Annotated in this window: 18 protein-coding genes; 6 read left to right on the forward strand and 12 right to left on the reverse strand. The window is 72.4% G+C overall.

What is annotated here, in order from left to right; all coding sequences use genetic code 11:
- Window position 1 precedes the first annotated feature (1 nt).
- On the forward strand, window positions 2-1,423 hold the full coding sequence (locus AB0J72_RS44375; protein WP_363411279.1) for a glycoside hydrolase family 13 protein: 1,422 nt from the start codon (window positions 2-4) through the stop codon (window positions 1,421-1,423).
- On the opposite strand, the gene AB0J72_RS44380 is transcribed toward AB0J72_RS44375, so the two are convergent.
- Genes AB0J72_RS44380 through trpS form a run of 4 tightly spaced genes read right to left on the reverse strand, consistent with a single transcriptional unit; the run spans window position 1,420 to window position 4,579 of the window.
- Window positions 1,420-1,851, reverse strand: coding sequence for a hypothetical protein (locus AB0J72_RS44380; RefSeq protein ID WP_363411281.1), 432 nt, complete (start codon window positions 1,849-1,851; stop codon window positions 1,420-1,422). The two genes, AB0J72_RS44375 and AB0J72_RS44380, sit on opposite strands and share 4 nt — an antisense overlap.
- Before the next feature lie 8 nt (window positions 1,852-1,859).
- A complete protein-coding gene (locus AB0J72_RS44385; protein ID WP_363411283.1) occupies window positions 1,860-2,987 on the reverse strand; it encodes a YhjD/YihY/BrkB family envelope integrity protein in 1,128 nt (375 codons plus the stop codon).
- Window positions 2,988-2,991: 4 nt separating this feature from the next.
- Complete coding sequence (locus tag AB0J72_RS44390) at window positions 2,992-3,561, reverse strand: 2'-5' RNA ligase family protein (RefSeq protein ID WP_363411285.1); 570 nt, start codon at window positions 3,559-3,561, stop codon at window positions 2,992-2,994.
- The gene (gene trpS, locus AB0J72_RS44395) at window positions 3,548-4,579 is read right to left on the reverse strand and encodes a tryptophan--tRNA ligase (protein WP_344503854.1); all 1,032 of its coding nucleotides are present in this window, start codon (window positions 4,577-4,579) and stop codon (window positions 3,548-3,550) included. The genes AB0J72_RS44390 and trpS overlap by 14 nt, the downstream gene beginning before the upstream one ends.
- Window positions 4,580-4,663: 84 nt before the next feature.
- On the opposite strand from trpS, the gene AB0J72_RS44400 reads away from it, so the two are divergent.
- The 4 genes from AB0J72_RS44400 (at window position 4,664) to AB0J72_RS44415 (ending at window position 8,253) form a co-directional block, all read left to right on the forward strand.
- Window positions 4,664-5,239: a sigma-70 family RNA polymerase sigma factor gene (locus AB0J72_RS44400; protein ID WP_363411287.1), complete on the forward strand. Its 576-nt coding sequence runs from the start codon at window positions 4,664-4,666 to the stop codon at window positions 5,237-5,239.
- Complete coding sequence (locus AB0J72_RS44405) at window positions 5,229-6,503, forward strand: sialidase family protein (RefSeq protein WP_363411289.1); 1,275 nt, start codon at window positions 5,229-5,231, stop codon at window positions 6,501-6,503. Before AB0J72_RS44400 ends, AB0J72_RS44405 begins: the two co-directional genes overlap by 11 nt.
- Before the next feature lie 66 nt (window positions 6,504-6,569).
- Complete coding sequence (locus AB0J72_RS44410; RefSeq protein ID WP_363411291.1) at window positions 6,570-7,067, forward strand: sigma-70 family RNA polymerase sigma factor; 498 nt, start codon at window positions 6,570-6,572, stop codon at window positions 7,065-7,067.
- Entirely contained in the window at window positions 7,060-8,253 is a 1,194-nt protein-coding gene (locus AB0J72_RS44415) for a sialidase family protein (protein WP_363411293.1), read from the forward strand. Before AB0J72_RS44410 ends, AB0J72_RS44415 begins: the two co-directional genes overlap by 8 nt.
- A gap of 55 nt (window positions 8,254-8,308) precedes the next feature.
- Here AB0J72_RS44415 and galE read toward each other — a convergent pair whose 3' ends face one another.
- Complete coding sequence (galE, locus tag AB0J72_RS44420; protein WP_363411295.1) at window positions 8,309-9,280, reverse strand: UDP-glucose 4-epimerase GalE; 972 nt, start codon at window positions 9,278-9,280, stop codon at window positions 8,309-8,311.
- Window positions 9,281-9,365: 85 nt separating this feature from the next.
- Between galE and AB0J72_RS44425 the strand changes: the two genes are divergently transcribed.
- Complete coding sequence (locus AB0J72_RS44425; protein ID WP_363411297.1) at window positions 9,366-10,148, forward strand: hemolysin family protein; 783 nt, start codon at window positions 9,366-9,368, stop codon at window positions 10,146-10,148.
- An 8-nt stretch (window positions 10,149-10,156) separates the two neighbouring features.
- Here AB0J72_RS44425 and cysN read toward each other — a convergent pair whose 3' ends face one another.
- The 7 genes from cysN to AB0J72_RS44460 all read right to left on the reverse strand — a co-directional run bounded on the left by cysN (window position 10,157) and on the right by AB0J72_RS44460 (window position 19,100).
- Window positions 10,157-11,446, reverse strand: coding sequence for a sulfate adenylyltransferase subunit CysN (gene cysN / locus AB0J72_RS44430; protein ID WP_363411299.1), 1,290 nt, complete (start codon window positions 11,444-11,446; stop codon window positions 10,157-10,159).
- Window position 11,447: 1 nt separating this feature from the next.
- Window positions 11,448-12,356, reverse strand: a complete 909-nt coding sequence (gene cysD, locus AB0J72_RS44435) for a sulfate adenylyltransferase subunit CysD (RefSeq protein WP_363411301.1) — start codon at window positions 12,354-12,356, stop codon at window positions 11,448-11,450.
- Window positions 12,357-12,375: 19 nt separating this feature from the next.
- Complete coding sequence (locus AB0J72_RS44440) at window positions 12,376-13,215, reverse strand: inositol monophosphatase family protein (RefSeq protein ID WP_363411303.1); 840 nt, start codon at window positions 13,213-13,215, stop codon at window positions 12,376-12,378.
- Window positions 13,215-15,245 (reverse strand): sugar transferase, encoded by a 2,031-nt coding sequence (locus AB0J72_RS44445; protein ID WP_363411305.1) that lies wholly within the window; start codon window positions 15,243-15,245, stop codon window positions 13,215-13,217. The genes AB0J72_RS44440 and AB0J72_RS44445 overlap by 1 nt, the downstream gene beginning before the upstream one ends.
- A 134-nt stretch (window positions 15,246-15,379) precedes the next feature.
- A complete protein-coding gene (gene pth, locus AB0J72_RS44450; protein ID WP_363411366.1) occupies window positions 15,380-15,970 on the reverse strand; it encodes an aminoacyl-tRNA hydrolase in 591 nt (196 codons plus the stop codon).
- A 1,169-nt stretch (window positions 15,971-17,139) separates the two neighbouring features.
- Window positions 17,140-17,775, reverse strand: a complete 636-nt coding sequence (locus AB0J72_RS44455) for a 50S ribosomal protein L25/general stress protein Ctc (protein ID WP_363411307.1) — start codon at window positions 17,773-17,775, stop codon at window positions 17,140-17,142.
- A 344-nt stretch (window positions 17,776-18,119) separates the two neighbouring features.
- On the reverse strand, window positions 18,120-19,100 hold the full coding sequence (locus tag AB0J72_RS44460) for a ribose-phosphate diphosphokinase (RefSeq protein ID WP_344503867.1): 981 nt from the start codon (window positions 19,098-19,100) through the stop codon (window positions 18,120-18,122).
- Window positions 19,101-19,103 lie beyond the last annotated feature (3 nt).

Below are 19,103 nucleotides of genomic sequence, written 5' to 3' on the forward strand. Positions count from 1 at the left end.
TGTGGAGTGGTGGCGGCACGCGGTGATCTACCAGGTCTACCCGCGCAGCTTCGCCGACAGCGACGGCGACGGCGTGGGCGACCTGCCCGGCATCACCGGCCGGCTCGGCCACCTCGCCGACCTCGGGGTGGACGCGCTGTGGCTGTCGCCGTTCTACCGCTCCCCCATGGTCGACGGCGGCTACGACGTCAGCGACTACCGCGACGTCGACCCGGTCTTCGGCACGCTCGCGGACTTCGACGCCCTCCTCGCGGAGGCGCACCGGCTCGGGCTGCGGGTGATCGTCGACATCGTGCCCAACCACACGTCGTCGCGGCACCCCTGGTTCGTGGAGGGCCGGCGCGACCGGTACATCTTCCGCGACACGCCGAACGGGTGGCAGTCGCTCTTCGGCGGGCCGGCCTGGACGCAGGTCGCGGACGGGCAGTGGTACCTGCACCTGTTCGCGCCCGAGCAGCCCGACCTCAACTGGCACAACCCGGACGTGCGGGCCGAGTTCGACGACATCCTGCGCTTCTGGCTGGACCGGGGCGTCGACGGCTTCCGGGTCGACGTCGCCCACGGGATGATCAAGGACCTGGCCGGCGTGACGCTCTTCGACCACGAGGACGTCCACGAGATCCACCGCGGCTGGCGCAAGATCCTCGACAGCTACCCGGGCGACCGGATGGCCGTCGCCGAGGTGTTCGACACCGCGCCGGCCCGGGTGGCGCGCTACGTGTCGGTGGGCGAGCTGCACCAGGCGTTCAACTTCGACTTCCTGGAGGCGCCCTGGGACCCGGCCGTCCTGCGCCGGATCATCGACGCGTCGCTCGCGGCCGCATCGCAGGTCGGCGCGCCGCCCACCTGGGTGCTGTCCAACCACGACCGGCGCCGGCACGTGACCCGCTTCGGCGGCGTCCGGCGGGCCCGCGCCGCCGCGCTGCTCATGCTGGGCCTGCCCGGCAGCGCCTACCTGTACCAGGGCGAGGAGCTCGGCCTGCCGGAGGTGCTCGACCTGCCGGACGAGGTGCGCACCGACCCGCAGTGGGTCCGCTCCGGCGGCGCCGAGCTCGGCCGCGACGGCTGCCGCGTGCCGCTGCCGTGGTCGGGTGACGCGCCGCCGTTCGGCTTCGGCCCGGGCGGCTCCTGGCTGCCGCAGCCGGCGGACTGGGCGGCCGTCACGGTGGAGGCGCAGCGCAAAGATCCGCACTCGACGCTGTCGCTCTACCGGGACGCGCTGCGGCTGCGCCGCCCGTCGACGACGCTGCGCTGGCTGGACGCGCCCGACGGGGTGCTGCGCTTCGAGACCGAGACCATGCGGGTCGCCGCCAACCTGACGGCGGGGCCGGTGCGGATCGAAGAGCCGGCCACCCTGCTGCTGAGCAGCAGCGAGATGGCCGGCGAGCTGCCAGGCGACACGACCGCCTGGTGGGGCGTCTAGGCGGTGAGCTTCGCCGCGATCCGGGCGAAGCCGGCGCGGATCTCCTCGATCGACGGGGCTTCGTGCGTGTGGTCCGGGTCGTCGTGGTCGTGGTCGTGGTGGTGGCCGTGGTCGTCCTCGTAGTCGGCGAGCTCCTCGTCGAGCGCCGCCGTCTCCAGGTCCTCGTTCTCGGCGGCGAGGCGGGCGGCGGCGATGTCGCCGAGGATCTGGTCGGCGGTGACGTGCGGCTGGAGCGGCTCGACCACCGCCATCAGGTCCTCGTCGGCCACGACGGCCTCGGCGAGGGCGAGCGCGTGCGCCCGCTCGTAGGGCCCGCACACGACGGGCTCCCACTCCTCGTCTTCGTTCAACGGGCCGAAGGTGATGATCCACGGCAGGGTCAGCGCCGGCGCGTCGGCCGGCAGGTCCAAAGTCACAAGTGCACCCACGGCGCCCATCATGACGCGTCGCGCGGCTCCGGTGGCGCCGAACCGCCGGACGGGGCGATCCGGCGCGCCATGTCGGCGGCGACCGCGACCGACTGGGGGTCGGCGGCGGCGGTGCCGGCGGCGGAGGGCTCGGGATCCGCGGCGCCGGCCAGCGGCGGGTGGTCGGCGCGCACCTCGGCGGCGACCCGCTGGGTGGTCTCCGCGGCCTGCTCCACCAGCTCGGCCGCCCGCAGCGCCGCCTGCACGTCGCTGCGCGGCGCGCCGCCGGCCAGGTCCTTGGCCCGCCCGTGCGTGTCGGTGGCGGCGAGCGCCGCGGCGAAGAGCAGCAGCTGGTGCAGCAGGTACATGTAGAGCAGCAGCCCGATCGTGCCTGCCACCAGCTGGTAGGCCGGGTTGTCCTCGATCCGGGTGATGTAGAGCTTCCCGAGCGTCTTGAGCAGGCCGAGCCCGACCGCGAAGAGCGCGGCCGAGGGCAGCAGGCGGCGCAGCGACATCCGCAGCCGCGGCACGCCGGCCAGCAGCGCCATGCCCAGCACCAGGTCCACGATGCCGGACAGCAGCGTGGACGTGCCCCGCAACGCCACCCGGACGGGGTCCTGCTCGAAGTCGCCGGCCAGCCAGTACAGCAGCTCCTGCACCCCGGCGAAGATGCCGATCGACACGATCAGCAGCAGGCCGAGCGCCACCAGGACGGCGAGGTCGACGAGCCAGCGCACGAAGTAGTTGCCGGGATGCTCCTGCAGGTGCCACAGGGCGCGCTGCGACGAGCGCAGGTTCTCCACCCAGCCGACCCCCGCGATGATCAGGCCGATCATCGCGATCAACCCGATCTGCTGGCTGCCGGCGAAGACCTGGTCGGAGTGCAGCTGCGGCAGGTTGACCGCCAGGTAGGCCTGGACCCTGGCGACGACTGCCTCGTTGCCGCCGAGCACCCGGCCGAGGATGAAGAAGGCCACCACGACCATCGCGAAGACGGCGAAGAAGCCGTAGTAGGCGGTCGCGGCGGCGAGGCGGGCAGCGTCGACGTCGAAGTAGCGCTCCTGGGCCCGCCACACGTGGTCGAACGCGCGGGAGCCCCTGCGGCCCTTGGCCACCACCTTGTCGAAGCCGGCCTCCAGCCGGTCCAGCAGGCCCACCTCTCTATCGTCGCTGATCGACCGCGGACCGGCGCGGCGACAGGCGGTACTGCGCGTACGGCTGCCATCGACCGCTCTCGTCGTGCTCGAAGAGCGCGAACCCGTCCACGTCGAAGACCGCCTCGTAGCCGGCGAGGTCGGCGAAGGCCGCGTCGAGCCGCTCCGGCGCCACGTTGTGCGCGACCGTCACGTGCGGGTGGTACGGGTACGACGACGCCGCCTCGATCTCGGCCGCCTCCTGCACCGCCTCGTGCAGCCGCTCGCACTCGCTGATGCCGGCGGCGACCGCCACGAAGACGACCTGCGTCAGCGGGCGGAACGTGCCGGTCCCGCGCAGCCGCACGGTGAACGCCGCGTGCCGCCCCGCGACCGCCGCGAGGTGCCGGTCGATCGCGGGCAGGTCGGCGGCGGCCACGACGGTGGGGCCGAGCAGGGTCACGTGCGCGGGCACGTGCGCCGCGGCGGGGTCGCCCGCGGCGAGCCGGGCGGCGGTCAGCTCGCTGCCCCACGGGTCGGGAAGGTCGATCGCGACGCCGATGGTGGTCTCCTCGCGGGCCACGTCAGTGCGCAGCACCCGGTGCGAGGAACCCGATCCGGTCGTAGACCGTGCCGAGGGTGGCAGCGGCGACCGAGCGGGCCTTCTCGGCGCCGATCGCAAGCAGCTTGTCCAGCTGCGCCGGGTCCTCCAGGTAGGCGTTGGTGCGCTGCTGGATCGGGCGCAGGAACTCCACCACGACCTCGGCGAGGTCCTTCTTGAGGTCGCCGTAGCCCTTGCCGTCGTAGGCGGCGACCAGGTCGTCGATGCTCCGGCCGGTCAGCGCCGAGTAGATCGTGAGCAGGTTGGCGATGCCGGGCTTCGCGGCCTGGTCGAAGATGATCTCGCGGCCGGTGTCGGTGACCGCCGACTTGATCTTCTTCGCCGCCTTCGCCGGGTCCTCGAGCAGCTCGACCAGGCCGGCCGCGGTCGACGCCGACTTCGACATCTTCGCGGTCGGCTCCTGCAGGTCGGTGATCTTCGCCGTGTCCTTGATGATGTACGGCGCCGGCACGGTGAACGTCTTGCCGAAGGTCGTGTTGAACCGCTGTGCGAGGTCGCGGGTCAGCTCCAGGTGCTGGCGCTGGTCCTCGCCGACCGGCACCGCGTCGGCCTGGTAGAGCAGGATGTCGGCGGCCTGCAGGATCGGGTAGGTGAACAGCCCGACGCTGGAGCGGTCGGCGCCCTGCTTCTGGGACTTGTCCTTGAACTGCGTCATCCGGCTGGCCTCGCCGAAGCCGGTGATGCAGCCCATCACCCAGCCGAGCTGCGCGTGCTCCGGCACCTGGCTCTGCACGAAGAGGGTGCACCGGTCGGGGTCGAGCCCGACGGCCAGCAGCTGCGCCGCGCTCACCCGGGTCCGCTTGCGCAGCAGCGCCGGGTCGTGGCCGGCGGTGATCGCGTGCAGGTCGACGACGCAGTAGAAGGTGTCGTGCGTGTCCTGCATCGCCACCCAGTTACGCAACGCGCCGAGATAGTTGCCCAGATGGAACGAGTCGGCGGTGGGCTGGATCCCGGAGAGCACCCGAGGACGGTCGGTGCTGACGGACGGCGACATGCGCGTCATTCTGTCAGCACCACCACAGCGGTGGCGCAACCGGGAGCGAGTCATAGCGGTCTTCAACGGTGAGGGGGTGACGGGGTGGGTGAAGAGCTCGAGGCACGCGAGGCCGTCCGTGACGCATACGAGGCGCATTACCGGCGGCTGGTCGCCGCCCTCTACGCGCTCACCGGCGACCACGCCGAGGCCCAGGACCTGGTCCAGGAGGCCTACGCGCGTGCCCTGGCCCGCCCACGGCAGTTCCTCGACGTCGCCGACCCGGAGGCGTGGTTACGCACCGTCGCGATGAATCTGGCCCGGACCCGCTGGCGGCGCCGGCGGCTGTTCGACACGCTGGTCCGCAGCGGCCGTGTCGCCCGTCCGGTGGAAAGCGTGCCCGGCGTCGACCCCAACCGGGTGGCGCTCGTCGCCGCCCTGCAGCAGCTGTCGCAGGCCACGCGGGAGACGATCGTGCTGCACCACCTGGCCGACATGTCCGTGCACGAGGTCGCCGACGCCCTGGGCGTGCCCGTCGGCACGGTGAAGGCCCGCCTGTCGCGGGGCCGCGCCATGCTCGCCGCCCTGCTCAGCGACGCCGACTCCGACGCCGCCGGCCCGCGCCGCCGCCCCGCGGTCCTGCCACAACGGGACGTCCAGGAGGTGCGCGATGCGCCCTGACCTGGACTTCCGCACCCTCCGCGCGCAGATCGAGTCGGCGACGTGGATGCCCGACTTCAGCCTGCTGTCCCGCCGGGCCGGCCGGGTCCGCATGCGCGACCGGATGGCCGTCGCCGGCGCCCTGGTCGGCACGCTCGCCGTGTTCGCGCCCGTCGCCCTGGCCGGCGTGTTCGGCCGCCCCACGCCGGCCGCCCTCGGCCCCAACCCGGACATCGGCGACCCCTGGAGCCCGCAGCCGTCGGCGTCGGCGCCGCCGAGCGGCACGTTCGAGTCGACCCGGACGATCCGGGCGGCCGCCGGCGACCTGCCCGACGGCGTGGTCGCCGCCGTGGACGTCTGCGTCGAGGTGCCCCAGGCCCGCCGGTGCAACCTCCAGGTGGTCGTGCTGCGGGACGGGTCCGCGCAGCGGCGCGGCCCGTTCCTGATGGACACGCTGCGGCAGAGCCCGCTGGACAAGCTCGACCACATCGAGCTGGCCCGGATCTCCCCGCAGACGTTCATGCTCAGCGGCGAGGTCAGCGGCGGCTCCCGCACCAGCGTGAAGTTCCGCCTCGACGACAAGCCGGCCACGCCGGTCATCGGGCCCGAGACCCGCGAGGCCCTCGGACCCGCCGACCGGGCGCTCCAGCTCGCCCAGTACGGCGACCTCTTCGGCGTCCGGCAGGACACCGGGGGGCTGAGCCTGCTCGTCGACCAGCCACCGATGGCCCGCCGGTCCCTGGTGGCCGACCTGCCGGTCGCGGCCGGCTGGTGGGTCACCGGCGCGGACATCCACTCCGGCGCGCCCGCGGTCGCGGTCAGCACCGACCAGGGCCGGCACTGGCAGGCCGTCACGCTCCCCGCGCCCACGGGCATCGACGCGCCGACGCTCGCCACGCTCGACGGCGTCACCGCCCACGCGTTCATCCGCTACAGCAAGGGGATCCGGCACTTCCGTACCCGCGACGGCGGCCACACCTGGCAGGAGGTGACCACCAAGATCGAGCTGCCGGCGCCGCTGAACAACGACGGCGCGCTCAACGGCCGCGCCTTCGGCGTGCTGGCCCGCCCCGACCGCTCGCTGGTGCTGTGGGTCCAGGGCGACTCCGAGATCGCCTACCTGCAGAGCCTCGACGGGGAGCACTTCGAGATCGTCGCCGGCCCCGGCGGCCCGCTCGACCCGCTCGACAACGGCTACGCCTCGCTCGGCGACCCGCCCAGGCTCTCCCTGGACGGCCGGACCTGGCAGTCCGCCACGCTGTCGGCGACCGTCCTGCCGGACTGACCGCGGGTTCCCGGAAAAGCGGAATTTCCCGGGAACCGAAGGAGGCGGCCGGGGATCGTGGCCGGTGTGAGCGAGCTCGAGGGGGTCTACCACGCCTGCTACCGGCGGCTGGTGACGCAGCTCTACGCGTTCACGACCGACCTCACCGAGGCGCAGGACGTGGTCCAGGAGGCGTTCGCCCGCGCCGCCGCCCGGCCCGGCGGCTTCACCGGCATCGACAACCCCGAGGCGTGGCTGCGCACCGTGGCGGTCAACGTCGTCCGCCGCCGCTGGCGCCGGCGGACGCTGCTCGACCTGATCATGCTCCGCGAGCGCGCCGTCCAGCGGCACGTGGACGCCGGCCCCTCGCCCGAGCGCACCGACCTGACCGACGCCCTGGACGCCATTCCCCGCACGTACCGGGAGGTCATCGTGCTGCACTACTACGCCGACCTCAGCGTCGAGGAGATCTCGGCCACGCTCGGCGTGCCCGGCGGGACCGTCAAGTCGCGGCTGTCGCGGGGGCGGGCCGCCCTCGCCGAACGGCTTCCCGGCTATGCGCCCACGGAGGTGCGTCATGCCTGACGAGCTGGAGACCATGCTCCGCGCCCAGCGGCTCGACTTCACCCAGCCGCCGCTGGCCGCGATCACCGCCCGGGCCCGCGTCCTGCGCCGCCGCCGGCGCGCCGCCCAGGTGGGGGCGGTCGCCCTGGGGCTGCTCGTCGCCGCGTCGTTCCTGATCCCGCGCCTGATCCCGCGCGAGGCGCCGCCGCCGCAGGTGGCCGCCTCGCCGTCCGCCGCGCCCGGCGCCGTCTACACGGGCGGCGGGATCACGATCAACGGGCTGCCCGCCCTCCCCCGGGACCTCCCCGGGAAGATCCAGGACGCCGAGTTCATCGACGCCGACCGTGGGTTCCTGCTCACGGTCGACTGCGCCGCCGCCTGTACCGCCTGGGTCAACGCCACCCTCGACGGCGGCCGGACGTGGAGCACCGCCCAGGCACCCGGCGCGTTCCGCTCGCCCCCACGCGGCGCGCTGCCGTCGCTGGTGGTCACCGGGTCGCGGATCACCCTGCTCGGCGCGGACGGCACCCGGGCCAGCAGCACCGACGGGGCCGGCTGGGACACCGCCTCGCAACCGGCCACCACCGTCGACGCGCTGCCCGGCGACGCCCGCCTGGTCCTGCGCGACGGGCGGCTCATGGCGCTGCTGCACGACGGCACCACGCTGGTGCAGCCAACCGCCCAGCCGCCGCTCGGGTTGGCGTGGGTCGCTCCCGTACGCGCGGGCGACGGCTCCTGGTGGGTCGGCGGGGCGGACGGCGGCCACCCGGCGGTGGCGGTGTCCCGCGACGGAGGCGTCACGTGGAAGCCGACGACCTTCCCCGGCGGCGGCACGGCCCAGGTGTCGTTCCTCGGCCGGGACGTCTACGCGGCACTGACGGACCCCACCACCACCCCGCCCACCCTGCTGGGCGTCGCCGCGTCCTCCGACGGCGGCGCCAGCTTCGGCCAGCCCCGCCCGCTTGTGGCGACCACCATCGGCGGCGACCTGGTCCCGCTGCTGGACGGCCGCCTCGTCATCGTCGATGGGGACAGCCACTGGCTCGTCTCCACCGACCGCGGCGCCACCTGGCAGCGGGTCCAGGGCCTGCACCCGACGAAGCGGCTGTCCCGGACGCAGACCGGCTGGGTCGCCTACGAGATGTCCACGATCTACACCGCGTACTCGGTCGACGGCACCACCTGGCAGAAGCTCGACGCCCAGTAGCGCCCGCCCCGGTAAAGCCCTGGTCAAGCCCTGGTCAAGCCCTGAACAAGCCCCGTCAGCCCCGGATGAGGTCCCAGGCGTCCTGGACCATCGTCGACAGCTCGGTGTGCCGCGGCGTCCAGGACAGCTCCCGCTTCGCCTTGTCGGAGGAGGCGACGAGCCGCTCCGGGTCGCCGGGGCGGCGGGGCGCCATCTCGACCGGGACCGGGTGGCCGGTGACCTCGCGGACCACGTCGACGACCTGCCGGTTGGAGAAGCCGGTGCCGCTGCCCAGGTTGTACACGCGGTGGCCGGGGCCGTCCATGGTCGCGAGCGCCAGGAGGTGGGCCTCCCCCAGGTCGGCGACGTGGATGTAGTCGCGGATGTTGGTGCCGTCGGGGGTGTCGTAGTCGTCGCCGAAGAGCTGGAGCTTCTCCCGGCGGCCGAGCGCGACCTGCAGCGCGATCGGGATCAGGTGTGTCTCCGGGTCGTGCCGCTCGCCGATCATCGAGCCGTCCGGGCGGCGCAGCGCGCCGGCGACGTTGAAGTAGCGCAGGCTGACCGCGGAGATGCCGTGGCCGACGGCCTCCCCGGTGAGCGCGTGGTCGGCGGCGAGCTTCGAGGTGGCGTACGGGTTGGGCGGCCGCACCGCGGCGGTCTCCGGGATCGGGACGACGTCGGGGTCGCCGTAGACGTTCGCCGTGGAGGAGAAGACGAGGCGGCGGGTGCCGGCGGCGCGCATGGCGTCCAGCAGCAGCAGCGTGCCGACGGTGTTGTTCTCCCAGTACTTCTCCGGCTTCTGCACGCTCTCGCCGGCGGCGATGAACGCGGCGAAGTGCAGCACGCCGTCGAACCCGGCGTCGCGGGTCAGCACGTCGCCGATCGCGTCGTGGACCCGGCCGCGGACGAAGACGGCGCCCTGCGGCACCGACGACTCGTGGCCGGTGGAGAGGTCGTCGAGCACTGTCACGTCGTGACCGGCGTCGAGCAGCAGTGCGGTGACGACGCTGCCGATGTAGCCGGCGCCCCCGGTGACGAGCAGTTTCACGGCGTTCCTCCAAAAGTCATCAGGAACCAACAAATTTACACGTCAGAGGTGAACGGCATAGTGCCCGCCACCTACAATTTCGGGCATGTCGCAGCATGGCGCCGGGACCTTGCGACAGGCTGTGGCTGGTCTGCTGAGCCGCTTGGCGCACCGGCTGCACACCACCGACGAATCCACGGACGTCAGCGAGGCGGAGCTGCGCACGCTGATCGCCGGCGGCACCGGCACCGGCCACGTCCGTGAGGTGATGGTGCCGCGGACCGAGGTGCTGTTCCTCGACGCGGGCCTGACGGTCGCCGAGGCGGTGACCGTCGTGCGGGCCACCCGGCACTCCCGGTTCCCGGTGATCGACGGCGACCAGGACGACGTGCTCGGCTTCGTCCACGTGCGCGACCTGACCCTGCTGCCCGCGGTCGACCCCTGCCTGCGGCTGCGGGAGCTGACCCGCGAGGTGAAGCGGCTGCCGGCCAGCAAGCGGGTCCTGGCGGCGCTGTCGGAGATGCGGCGGGAGGGCCACCACCTGGCGGTCGTCATCGACGAGTACGGCGGGACCGCGGGCATCGTGACCCTGGAGGACCTGATCGAGGAGCTCGTCGGCGAGATCCACGACGAGTACGACCTGCCGCCGCTCGAGGAGAAGACCGCCGAGGTCGACGGGCGCATCAACCTCGCCGACCTCGCGGAGCGGACGGGGCTGACCCTGCCCAGCGGCCCGTACGAGACCGTGGCGGGCTTCGTGATGGCCCGTCTCGGGAGGCTGCCCCGTACCGGCGACGAGGTGCGGCACGACGGCTGGCACCTGCACGTCAGCACGGTGGAGGGCCGCCGGGTGGCGCGGGTGTCGGTGATCCGCCCGCGCCAACCGTAAGAGGATGTTCAGCCGGCCTCGATGATCATGCCGGCGCCGACGGTCCGGTTCGTGGACTCGTCGATGATGATGAAGCCGCCGGTGGTGCGGTTGCGTCGGTACTGGTCGGCGAGCAGCGGCACCGTGGTGCGCAGCTTCACCCGGCCGATCTCGTTGAGCCCGAGCGACGTCGCCGACTCGTCGCGGTGCAGCGTGTTCACGTCCAGCCGGTACTGCAGGCCGCGGATCACGGTGCGGGCCGAGCGGGTCGTGTGCTTGATCGCGTACTTGGCGCCGACGGTCAGCGGGCGGCTCTCGTCCATCCAGCAGATCATCGCCTCGATGTCCTGGGCGACGGCCGGCGCGTTGTTCGGCCGGCAGATCAGGTCGCCGCGGGCGATGTCGATCTCGTCCGCGAGCCGGATCGTCACCGACATCGGCGGGTACGCCTCCTGCAGCGGCCCGTCGGCGGTCTCGATGTGCGTGATCTTCGTGGTGAAGCCGGACGGCAGGACCATCACCTCGTCGCCGGGCTTCAGCACGCCCGAGGCGACCTGGCCGGCGTAGCCGCGGTAGTCGGCGACCGTGGTCGACTGCGGGCGGATCACGTACTGCACCGGGAACCGCACGTCGACCAGGTTGCGGTCCGAGGCGATGTGCACGTGCTCCAGGTGGTGCAGCAGCGACGGGCCCTCGTACCACGGCATGTTCTCCGACCGGCTGACGAGGTTGTCCCCGTGCAGCGCCGAGATCGGGATGACCGTCAGGTCGGGCGCCTCGAGCTTCGCCGCGAACGACGTGAACTCGTCGGCGATCCGCTCGAAGACCTCCTGCGAGTAGTCGACGAGGTCCATCTTGTTCACGCAGAGCACCAGGTGCGGCACGCGCAGCAGCGAGCACAGGAAGGCGTGCCGCCGGGACTGCTCGACCAGGCCCTTGCGCGCGTCGACCAGGATCAGCGCCAGGTCGGCGGTGGAGGCGCCGGTGACCATGTTGCGCGTGTACTGGATGTGCCCCGGCGTGTCGGCGATGATGAACTTCCGCCGCGGCGTCGCGAAGTACCGGTAGGCCACGTCGATCGTGATGCCCTGCTCGCGCTCGGCGCGCAGGCCGTCGGTGAGCAGCGCGAGGTTGGTGTACTCGTCGCCACGCGAGCGCGACGTCGCCTCGACCGCCTCCAGCTGGTCCTCGAAGATCGCCTTCGAGTCGTAGAGCAGCCGGCCGATCAGGGTCGACTTGCCGTCGTCGACGGAGCCCGCCGTCGCGAACCGCAGCAGGTCCATCTGCCGCTGGGCGGGCGTCTCAACAACCGCGGTCATCTTAGAAGTACCCCTCACGCTTGCGGTCTTCCATGGCCGCCTCGCTGACCTTGTCGTCGCCGCGGGTCGCGCCGCGCTCGGTGATGCGGGTCGCGGCGACCTCGTCGATCACCTTGTCGATCGTGTCCGCGTCGCTGCGGACCGCCGCGGTGCAGGAGGCGTCGCCGACGGTGCGGTAGCGGACCCGCTCCACGAACGGCTTCTCGCCGGACCTCAGCGGCAGGAACTCGTTGATCGCGTAGAACATCCCGTTACGGTCGACGACCTCGCGGTCGTGCGCGTAGTAGATGTCGGGCAGCGGGATGCCCTCGCGGGCGATGTAGTGCCAGACGTCCAGCTCGGTCCAGTTGGACAGCGGGAAGACACGGATCGACTCGCCGGGCGCGATGCGGGCGTTGTAGAGCGCCCACAGCTCGGGCCGCTGGTTGCGCGGGTCCCACTGGCCGAAGTCGTCGCGGAAGCTGAAGACGCGCTCCTTGGCGCGGGCCTTCTCCTCGTCGCGGCGGGCACCGCCGAACAGCGCGTCGAAGCGGTACTTCTCGACGGCGTCCAGCAGGACCGGCGTCTGGATCCGGTTGCGCATGCCGTCGCCGGACTCGCGCACCAGGCCGCTGTCGATCGCCTCCTGGACGCTCGCCACGATGAGCTGCACGTTGAGCTCGCCGACGCGGCGGTCCCGGTACTCGAGGACCTCGGGGAAGTTGTGCCCCGTGTCGACGTGCATGACCGGGAACGGGATCCGGCCCGGCGCGAACGCCTTCTCCGCGAGGCGGAGCATGACGATCGAGTCCTTGCCGCCGGAGAACAGCAGGACCGGTCGCTCGAACTCGGCGACCACCTCACGCATGATGAACAGGCTCTCGGCCTCGAGAGCGTCCAGGTGCGAGACGCGGTAGGGCGCGCGGCTCATGGTTGGCGGAAACCTTTCCCTAGGAAGCGACGGACGCGCTGATCGCGGCCAGCAGCTGAGGCGCCAGTGCCTTCCGACACACCACCAGGTCAGGCAGCCGTGGGTCGGGCTGGTTGTATTCCAACGTAGTCCCGTCGATCCGGGAAGCGTGCAGACCCGTGGCGACCGCCACAGCGACCGGTGCGGCGGAGTCCCACTCGAACTGGCCGCCGGCGTGGACGTAGGCGTCGACGGCGCCGTCGATCACCGCGGCGATCTTCGCGCCGGCGGATCCCATCGGCACCAGCTCGATCGGCAGCCGCTCCGCGAGCGCGGTCAGCAGCGCCGGCGGGCGGGTCCGGCTGGCCGCAAGGCGGATCGGCTCGCCCTGCACGCCCGGCATCGGCGGGAAGGGCGGCGGGGCGTCGGTGCCGAGCACGCAGTGCTGCGCCGGGAGGGCGACCGCACCGGCCAGGAGCCGGCCCCAGCCGGCGGCGCGCTGCGGCTGCGGGGTGCCGTCGCCGGCGTACTCGGTGATCCGCGCGGACGTGCGGCCCCACAGGGCGACGTGGACCGCCCAGTCGGCGCGGCCCTCCTCGCCGAACTCGCGGGTGCCGTCGAGCGGGTCGACGATCCAGACCCGGTCGGCGTTCAGCCGGGTGGCGCTGTCGGCGCCCTCCTCGGACAGGACCGCGTCGGCGGGGCGCCAGCGCTCCAGCTGCGCCACCAGCAGCTCGTGCGACTGCCGGTCGCCGGCCTTGCGCAGGGCGGCCGGGTCGGCATACCCCATCTCCTCGCGGAGCTTCAGCAGCAGGTCGCCGGCGCGCTGGGCGAGCCAGCGCGCGAACCCGCCGTCGGTGGCGGGTGGCAGATCGGTCATCAGTACGCTCCAGCCCCTCGGGTCACCGCGCTCAACGTCCGCAGCATGATCACCAGGTCGAGCGACAGCGACCAGTTCTCCACATACTGCAGGTCGAGGCGGACCGCTTCGTCCCACGATAGGTCCGACCGGCCGGACACCTGCCAGAGGCCGGTCATCCCGGGCCGCACGGCCAGCCTGCGCCGGGCGTCGTCCGGATACACGGCGACCTCCTCCGGCAGCGGCGGGCGCGGCCCGACCAGTGACATGCTGCCTCCGAGCACATTGAGCAGCTGGGGCAGCTCGTCGAGCGAAAACTTGCGCAGAAACCGTCCGACGCGGGTGACCCGTGGGTCGTTGCGCAGTTTGAACAGCGCGCCGTCGACTTCGTTGAGGTGCCGGAGCTCGGCGAGGCGGGCTTCGGCGTCCGTGTGCATGGTGCGGAACTTGACGATCACGAACTCACGACCGTCTTTTCCAACCCGTACTTGACGAAACAGTACCGGCCCTTTGGATTCCGCGCGAACCGCAAGCGCCAGACCAGCCAGAAGGGGACTCAGCACGACCAGCAGGACTACGGCGCCGACCCGGTCGACGACCGCCTTCAGCACGCGCCGCGCGCCGGTCAGCGTCGGGTGCTCGACGTGCAGCATCGGCAGGCCGTCGACGGGCCGGATGGTGGTCCGGCTGCCGGCCACGTCGATCAGCGTGCTGGCCACGATCAGGTCGATGTCGTCGCGCTCCAGGCGCCACGCGAGCCGGCGCAGGGCGTGCCCGTCCAGCTCGGGGCACGACAGCACCAGCACCGTGTCGGCCCGGGCCCGGCGCACCGCGCCGGCGATCTCGTCGAACGTGCCCAGCACCGGCACGCCCGGCACGCTGCCCTCCTCGGCGAGGCAGGCGCCGACGACCTTCAGCCCGTGATACCGCTCCCGGCACAGCTGCGTGGTCATCGCCTCGACCGCCAGCCCGTGCCCGACCACCACGACCCGCCGCATGCAGGCGCCGCGCGTCTTGCGGGCCCGGTGCAGCAGCTGCCGCAGCACGAACCGCGACACCAGGCAGCCGGACGTGACCAGCGGCAGCGCGACCGCGAACCAGCCGCGGGCGATCTGGATCTCCGCGGCGTAGGCGCCGACGATGGTCGCGGCGGTCAGTCCCAGGCCGGCGCGCAGCACCCGCTGGTACTCGTCGGTGCCGACGAAGAGGTACCGCTTCTCGTAGGCGCGGTTGGCGGCGAGGGTGGCGGTGAAGGCGACCGGCAGGAGCGCGGACAGCAGCGCGTAGCGGGTGTTGTAGTTCGTCAGCACCGAGCCGAACCGCACCTCGAACGCGACCAGGCCCGCGAGCACCCCGATCACCGAGTCGATCAGCAGCAGGGTCCGCAGGTAACGCCCCTCCCACGCCCAGCGGGCCCGGTGCCGCGGCGTCCTGGCCGGCTCGAGGTGCTCTTCCTGCGGTTTCGTCGCCGGTACGAACGTTGCCGCCCCTCCGACGGCATCCTCGACGGCGGCCTCGAGCTGGGCCGACACCAGGGCGGGCGGGACCGGGGGGCCGGGGGCCGGCGACACGGGGGCGGCGGCGGTGCGGGCGGCGGCCGACGGGAGGCGCTCGGGGTGCCCGGCGCGGCGTCCGGTGGCGGCGCTCATGGGGCTGGGCCGGCGCCGTACCACCTGACGCTCGACGATCTCCGTGCGCTGTACGGGTTCCGTGCGCTGGACGGATTCCTTGCGCTGGAAGGGTTCTGTGCGCTGGACGGGTTCTTTGGCCACCGCGGGTGGCGGCGCCGCGGCCGGCGGCGTGGACTGCAGGGCGTTGCTCTGGCGTTCGGGGCGGCGCAGACCGCCGGAGCGCTCCTGGCGCGCGCCTCCCGGCCGCTCCTCCCACCGCAGGCCGGCGCGGTGCTCACGCCGCTGGGCGGCGCCGGTGCGCTCCTCACGGCGCAGCGCGTTCGTGCGCTCCTCGCGGCGCAGGCCGCCGGGGCGGTCCTCGGGGCGGAGATGTGCCGGGCGGTGGAAGCCATCCCGCGCTCGCCCGCTGTCGACCGCCACGCACGCCTCCTCGAGTCCGCCTTCTTTGCAAAAGGTGCGACTTGGAGTACAACGTGCAACTCGGACATGCGTCACGGCGACACACGGACCGGCATGGAAGGTTCGGACCGGACGGACGATGGACAAGCAGGCCGTTACGACGCGTGATACTGGTTCTGCGCCGGTTCCAGCCCGCGCTCGATTACCATCTCCACCGCGTCCGCGGCCCGGTCGACGAAGAAGTCCAGCTCCTTGCGCTCGACCGCGGAGAAGTCCGACAGGACGAAGTCGGCCGGGTTCTGCCGCCCGGGCGGCCGGCCGATGCCGAACCTGACCCGCACGTAGTCCTTGCTGCCGAGCGACGACGACATGGACCGCAGCCCGTTGTGGCCGCCCTCCCCGCCGCCCTGCTTGAGCCGCAGCTGCTCGTACGGCACGTCGAGCTCGTCGTGCACGGCGATCACCTGGGCCACCGGCACCTTGTAGAACTGCGCGAGCCCGGTCACCGGCCCGCCCGACAGGTTCATGAACGTCAGCGGCTTCACCAGCACGATCCGCGGCCCCCCGACACGCAGCCGCCCCTCAGCCACGTCGGCCGCGACCCGGCGATGCTTGGAGAACCGCAGCCCCGCCCGCTGCGCGATCAGGTCGGCAATCATGAAGCCGACGTTGTGCCGGTGTCGCGCGTACTCCGGGCCGGGGTTCCCCAGCCCCACGACCAGCCAGGGCGCGGTGTCCGTCATCAGGTCCCCTCACAGCGGCAGGGCCACGACCGCCACCAGGCGTCCGAGCCCCGAGTTTCCGGTCTCCACGAAGCGCCGGTCGAGCGGCCGGCCAGAACTGTCGTACCTCGCTGCTACCTTCATCCCGTCGAGCGCGGCGAGATGCAGGCGCAGGAGGCGTCCGCGGCCAAGTCTCGCAGCAACGCCCCGGCCCCCGCGAGCCACCGGTCCCGGTCGCGGCCGCCGACCGCGACCATGTCTCAAGCCGGGTCCACGGCCCGACTCGCAACCACGGCCAGGTCTCGACGGACTGCCAGCCGCGGGCGCAGGGTGCGTCCACGGCCAGCTGTCCGCGAGACGCAGGTCGCGGCCGCCGGATGCGTCAACGGCCAAAGCCGCTGCCAAAGCCGGACTCGCAGCCACGGCCCGGTCTGCACGGCCTGGTTTCGCACGGCCTGGTTTCGCACGGCCTGGTTTCGCACGGCCTGGTTTCGCACGGCCTGGTTTCGGCGGACTGCTGGTCGCGGACACCGAAACGTCCACGGCCAGCCACCCTCGGCCACGTTCCATAGCCCGGCCTCGCAGCCACGGCCTGGTCTCGGCGGACTGCTGGCCGCGGACACCGAAACGTCCACGGCCAGCCACCCTCGGCCACGTTCCATAGCCCGGCCTCGCAGCCACGGCCTGGTCTCGGCGGACTGCTGGTCGCAGACGCCGAAACGTCCACGGCCAGCCACCCTCGGCCACGTTCCATAGCCCGGCCTCGCAGCCATGGCCAGGTCTCCGCAAGACCGCAGGCCGCGGGGCCGAATGCACCCACAGCCACTGCCCCAGTCACCGCGGACTCCCGGTCGTGAGCGCCGGAAGCGTTCACAGCCAGCCACCCACGGCCGAGTCTCACAGCCACAGCCCCGGTCACTGCGGGCTGCCGGTCGCGGGCGCCGGAAGTGTCCGTGACAGGCCAGCCATTGCCCGGTCTCCGCGAGACGCAGGTCGCGGGCGTCGAGTGCGCTCACAGCCAGACTCGCGGCCGCGGGCCCGTCTTGGTGAGACGGCGGCGGCCGGGGCACGTGTGTCGGTCCACGCGACGTCAGGGCCGGGTGTGCTGGCCTGGTCCGCGCGCTGGGCGGGGTCCGCTCAGACAGCGGCCGCGGGTGCCCTTAGGGCGCCCGCGGCCTTTGGAGCGGTGGGGCTCAGACGTCGGCCGGCTCCGGGGTCGCCTCGGCGGCCTCGGCGGCCGGCTCGGCGGCGGCCTCGGCGGTCTCACCCTCGAGCGCCTCGGCGGTCGGGGCGGCGCTGATGACGGCGACGATGCTCTCCGGGTCGGCGGCCAGCTCGGCACCGGCGGGGAGCTTGATCGCACCGGCGGTGACGTGGTTGCCGGCCTCCAGGCCGTCGATCGAGGCCTCGATGAACTCGGGCAGCTTGGTCGCGTCGGCCAGGATCGACAGGGTGGTGCTCTCCACCATGACGAGGGTGTCGCGGGCGGCCTCGCCGGTCAGGTGGACCGGGACCTCGACGGTGACCTTCTCGCCACGGCGGACGATGAGCAGGTCGACGTGCTCGTAGATGTCCTTGATCGGGTCGCGCTGGATGGCCTTCGGCAGGGCGAGCGCGGTGCCGCCGCCGTTGATCTCGATGTTGAAGATCTGGTTCTTGCCGCCGTGCCGGATGGCGGCGGCGAACTCGCGGGCGGGGAGGGCGATGTGGCGGGGCGCTTCGCCGTGGCCGTACAGCACGGCGGGCACCTTGCCGGCCCGGCGCGTGCGGCGGGCACCACCCTTGCCGAACTCGGTGCGGGGCTCAGCGCTGATCTTTACCTCGGACACGGCAAAAACTCCTGATGCGGTTGTGCGGCGGGCACCGGCCGGCGCGACCGGTAACAGTTGTCTTGCGGCGCACGGGCGAGGAGGCGCACGGGGCACAGGCCCGGAGCACCGCGTCGATCACGGAGCCCGATGGCCGTCATGCTGATCCCGCGAAGACCGCTTCCGCGATGGTCGCTGGAACGCACGCCCGGCCCTTGGAGCACCCTCGCCGTGGCAACCGCACTAGCTTACCCGAGACCTCCGGGCACCCTCACACGGCACCCGTCCGGTTGTGCAGATCACGCGCCTGTGTCAACCGGACGGGCCGCAGAGCCCCTGAAAAAGACCGGGAAGCCCGGGGAGGATCAGGACAGACCACCGAAAAGTGTCGTGACCGACCCGTCGTCGAACACCTCGCGGATGGCGCGGGCCAGCAGCGGGGCGATCGACAGCTGGGTGATCTTGTCGACCTTCTTGTCGTTCGGGAGGGGGAGGGTGTTGGTCACCACGACCTCGCTGATCCGGCTGGCGTCGAGGCGCTCGCAGGCCGGGTCGGACAGCACGGCGTGGGTGGCCGCGACGATGACGTCGGCGGCTCCCTCCTGGAAGAGGATGTCGGCGGCGCTGACGATGGTGCCGCCGGTGTCGATCATGTCGTCGACGATCAGGCAGACCCGGCCCTCGACCTCGCCGACGACCCGGTTGGCGACCACCTGGTTGGGCTTGAGCGGGTCGCGGGTCTTGTGGATGAACGCGAGCGGGCAGCCGCCGAGGCGGTCGGTCCAGCGCTCGGCGACCCGCACCCGGCCGGAGTCGGGGGCGACGACGGTGATCGGGCGCCCGGCGTACTTGGCGTCGATGTGGTCGGCGAGGGTGTTCATCGCGAAGAGGTGGTCGACGGGGCCGTCGAAGAAGCCCTGGATCTGCGCGGTGTGCAGGTCGACGGTGAGGATCCGGTTGGCGCCGGCGGTCTTGAGCAGGTCGGCGACGAGCCGGGCGGAGATCGGCTCGCGGCCGCGGTGCTTCTTGTCCTGCCGCGCGTACGGGTAGAACGGCAGGACGACCGTGATCCGCTTGGTCGAGCCGCGCTTGAGCGCGTCCACCATGATCAGGCTCTCCATGAGCCAGTCGTTGATCGGCGCGACCATCGACTGCACGACGAACGCATCGGAGCCGCGCACCGACTCCCGGTAGCGGATGAAGATCTCACCGCTGGCGAAGTCGTAAGCGTCCATCGGCGTCGGCTCGACGCCGAGCACCGCCCCGATCTCCTCAGCGAGCGCGGGAAAACCCCGGCCGGAGAAGAGCATGAGGTTCTTGCGGTTCTCCGAACTGATGCTGGCCATGTG

Source organism: Dactylosporangium sp. NPDC049742, assembly GCF_040674675.1.
GTDB classification, from domain to species: Bacteria; Actinomycetota; Actinomycetes; order Mycobacteriales; family Micromonosporaceae; genus Dactylosporangium; species Dactylosporangium maewongense.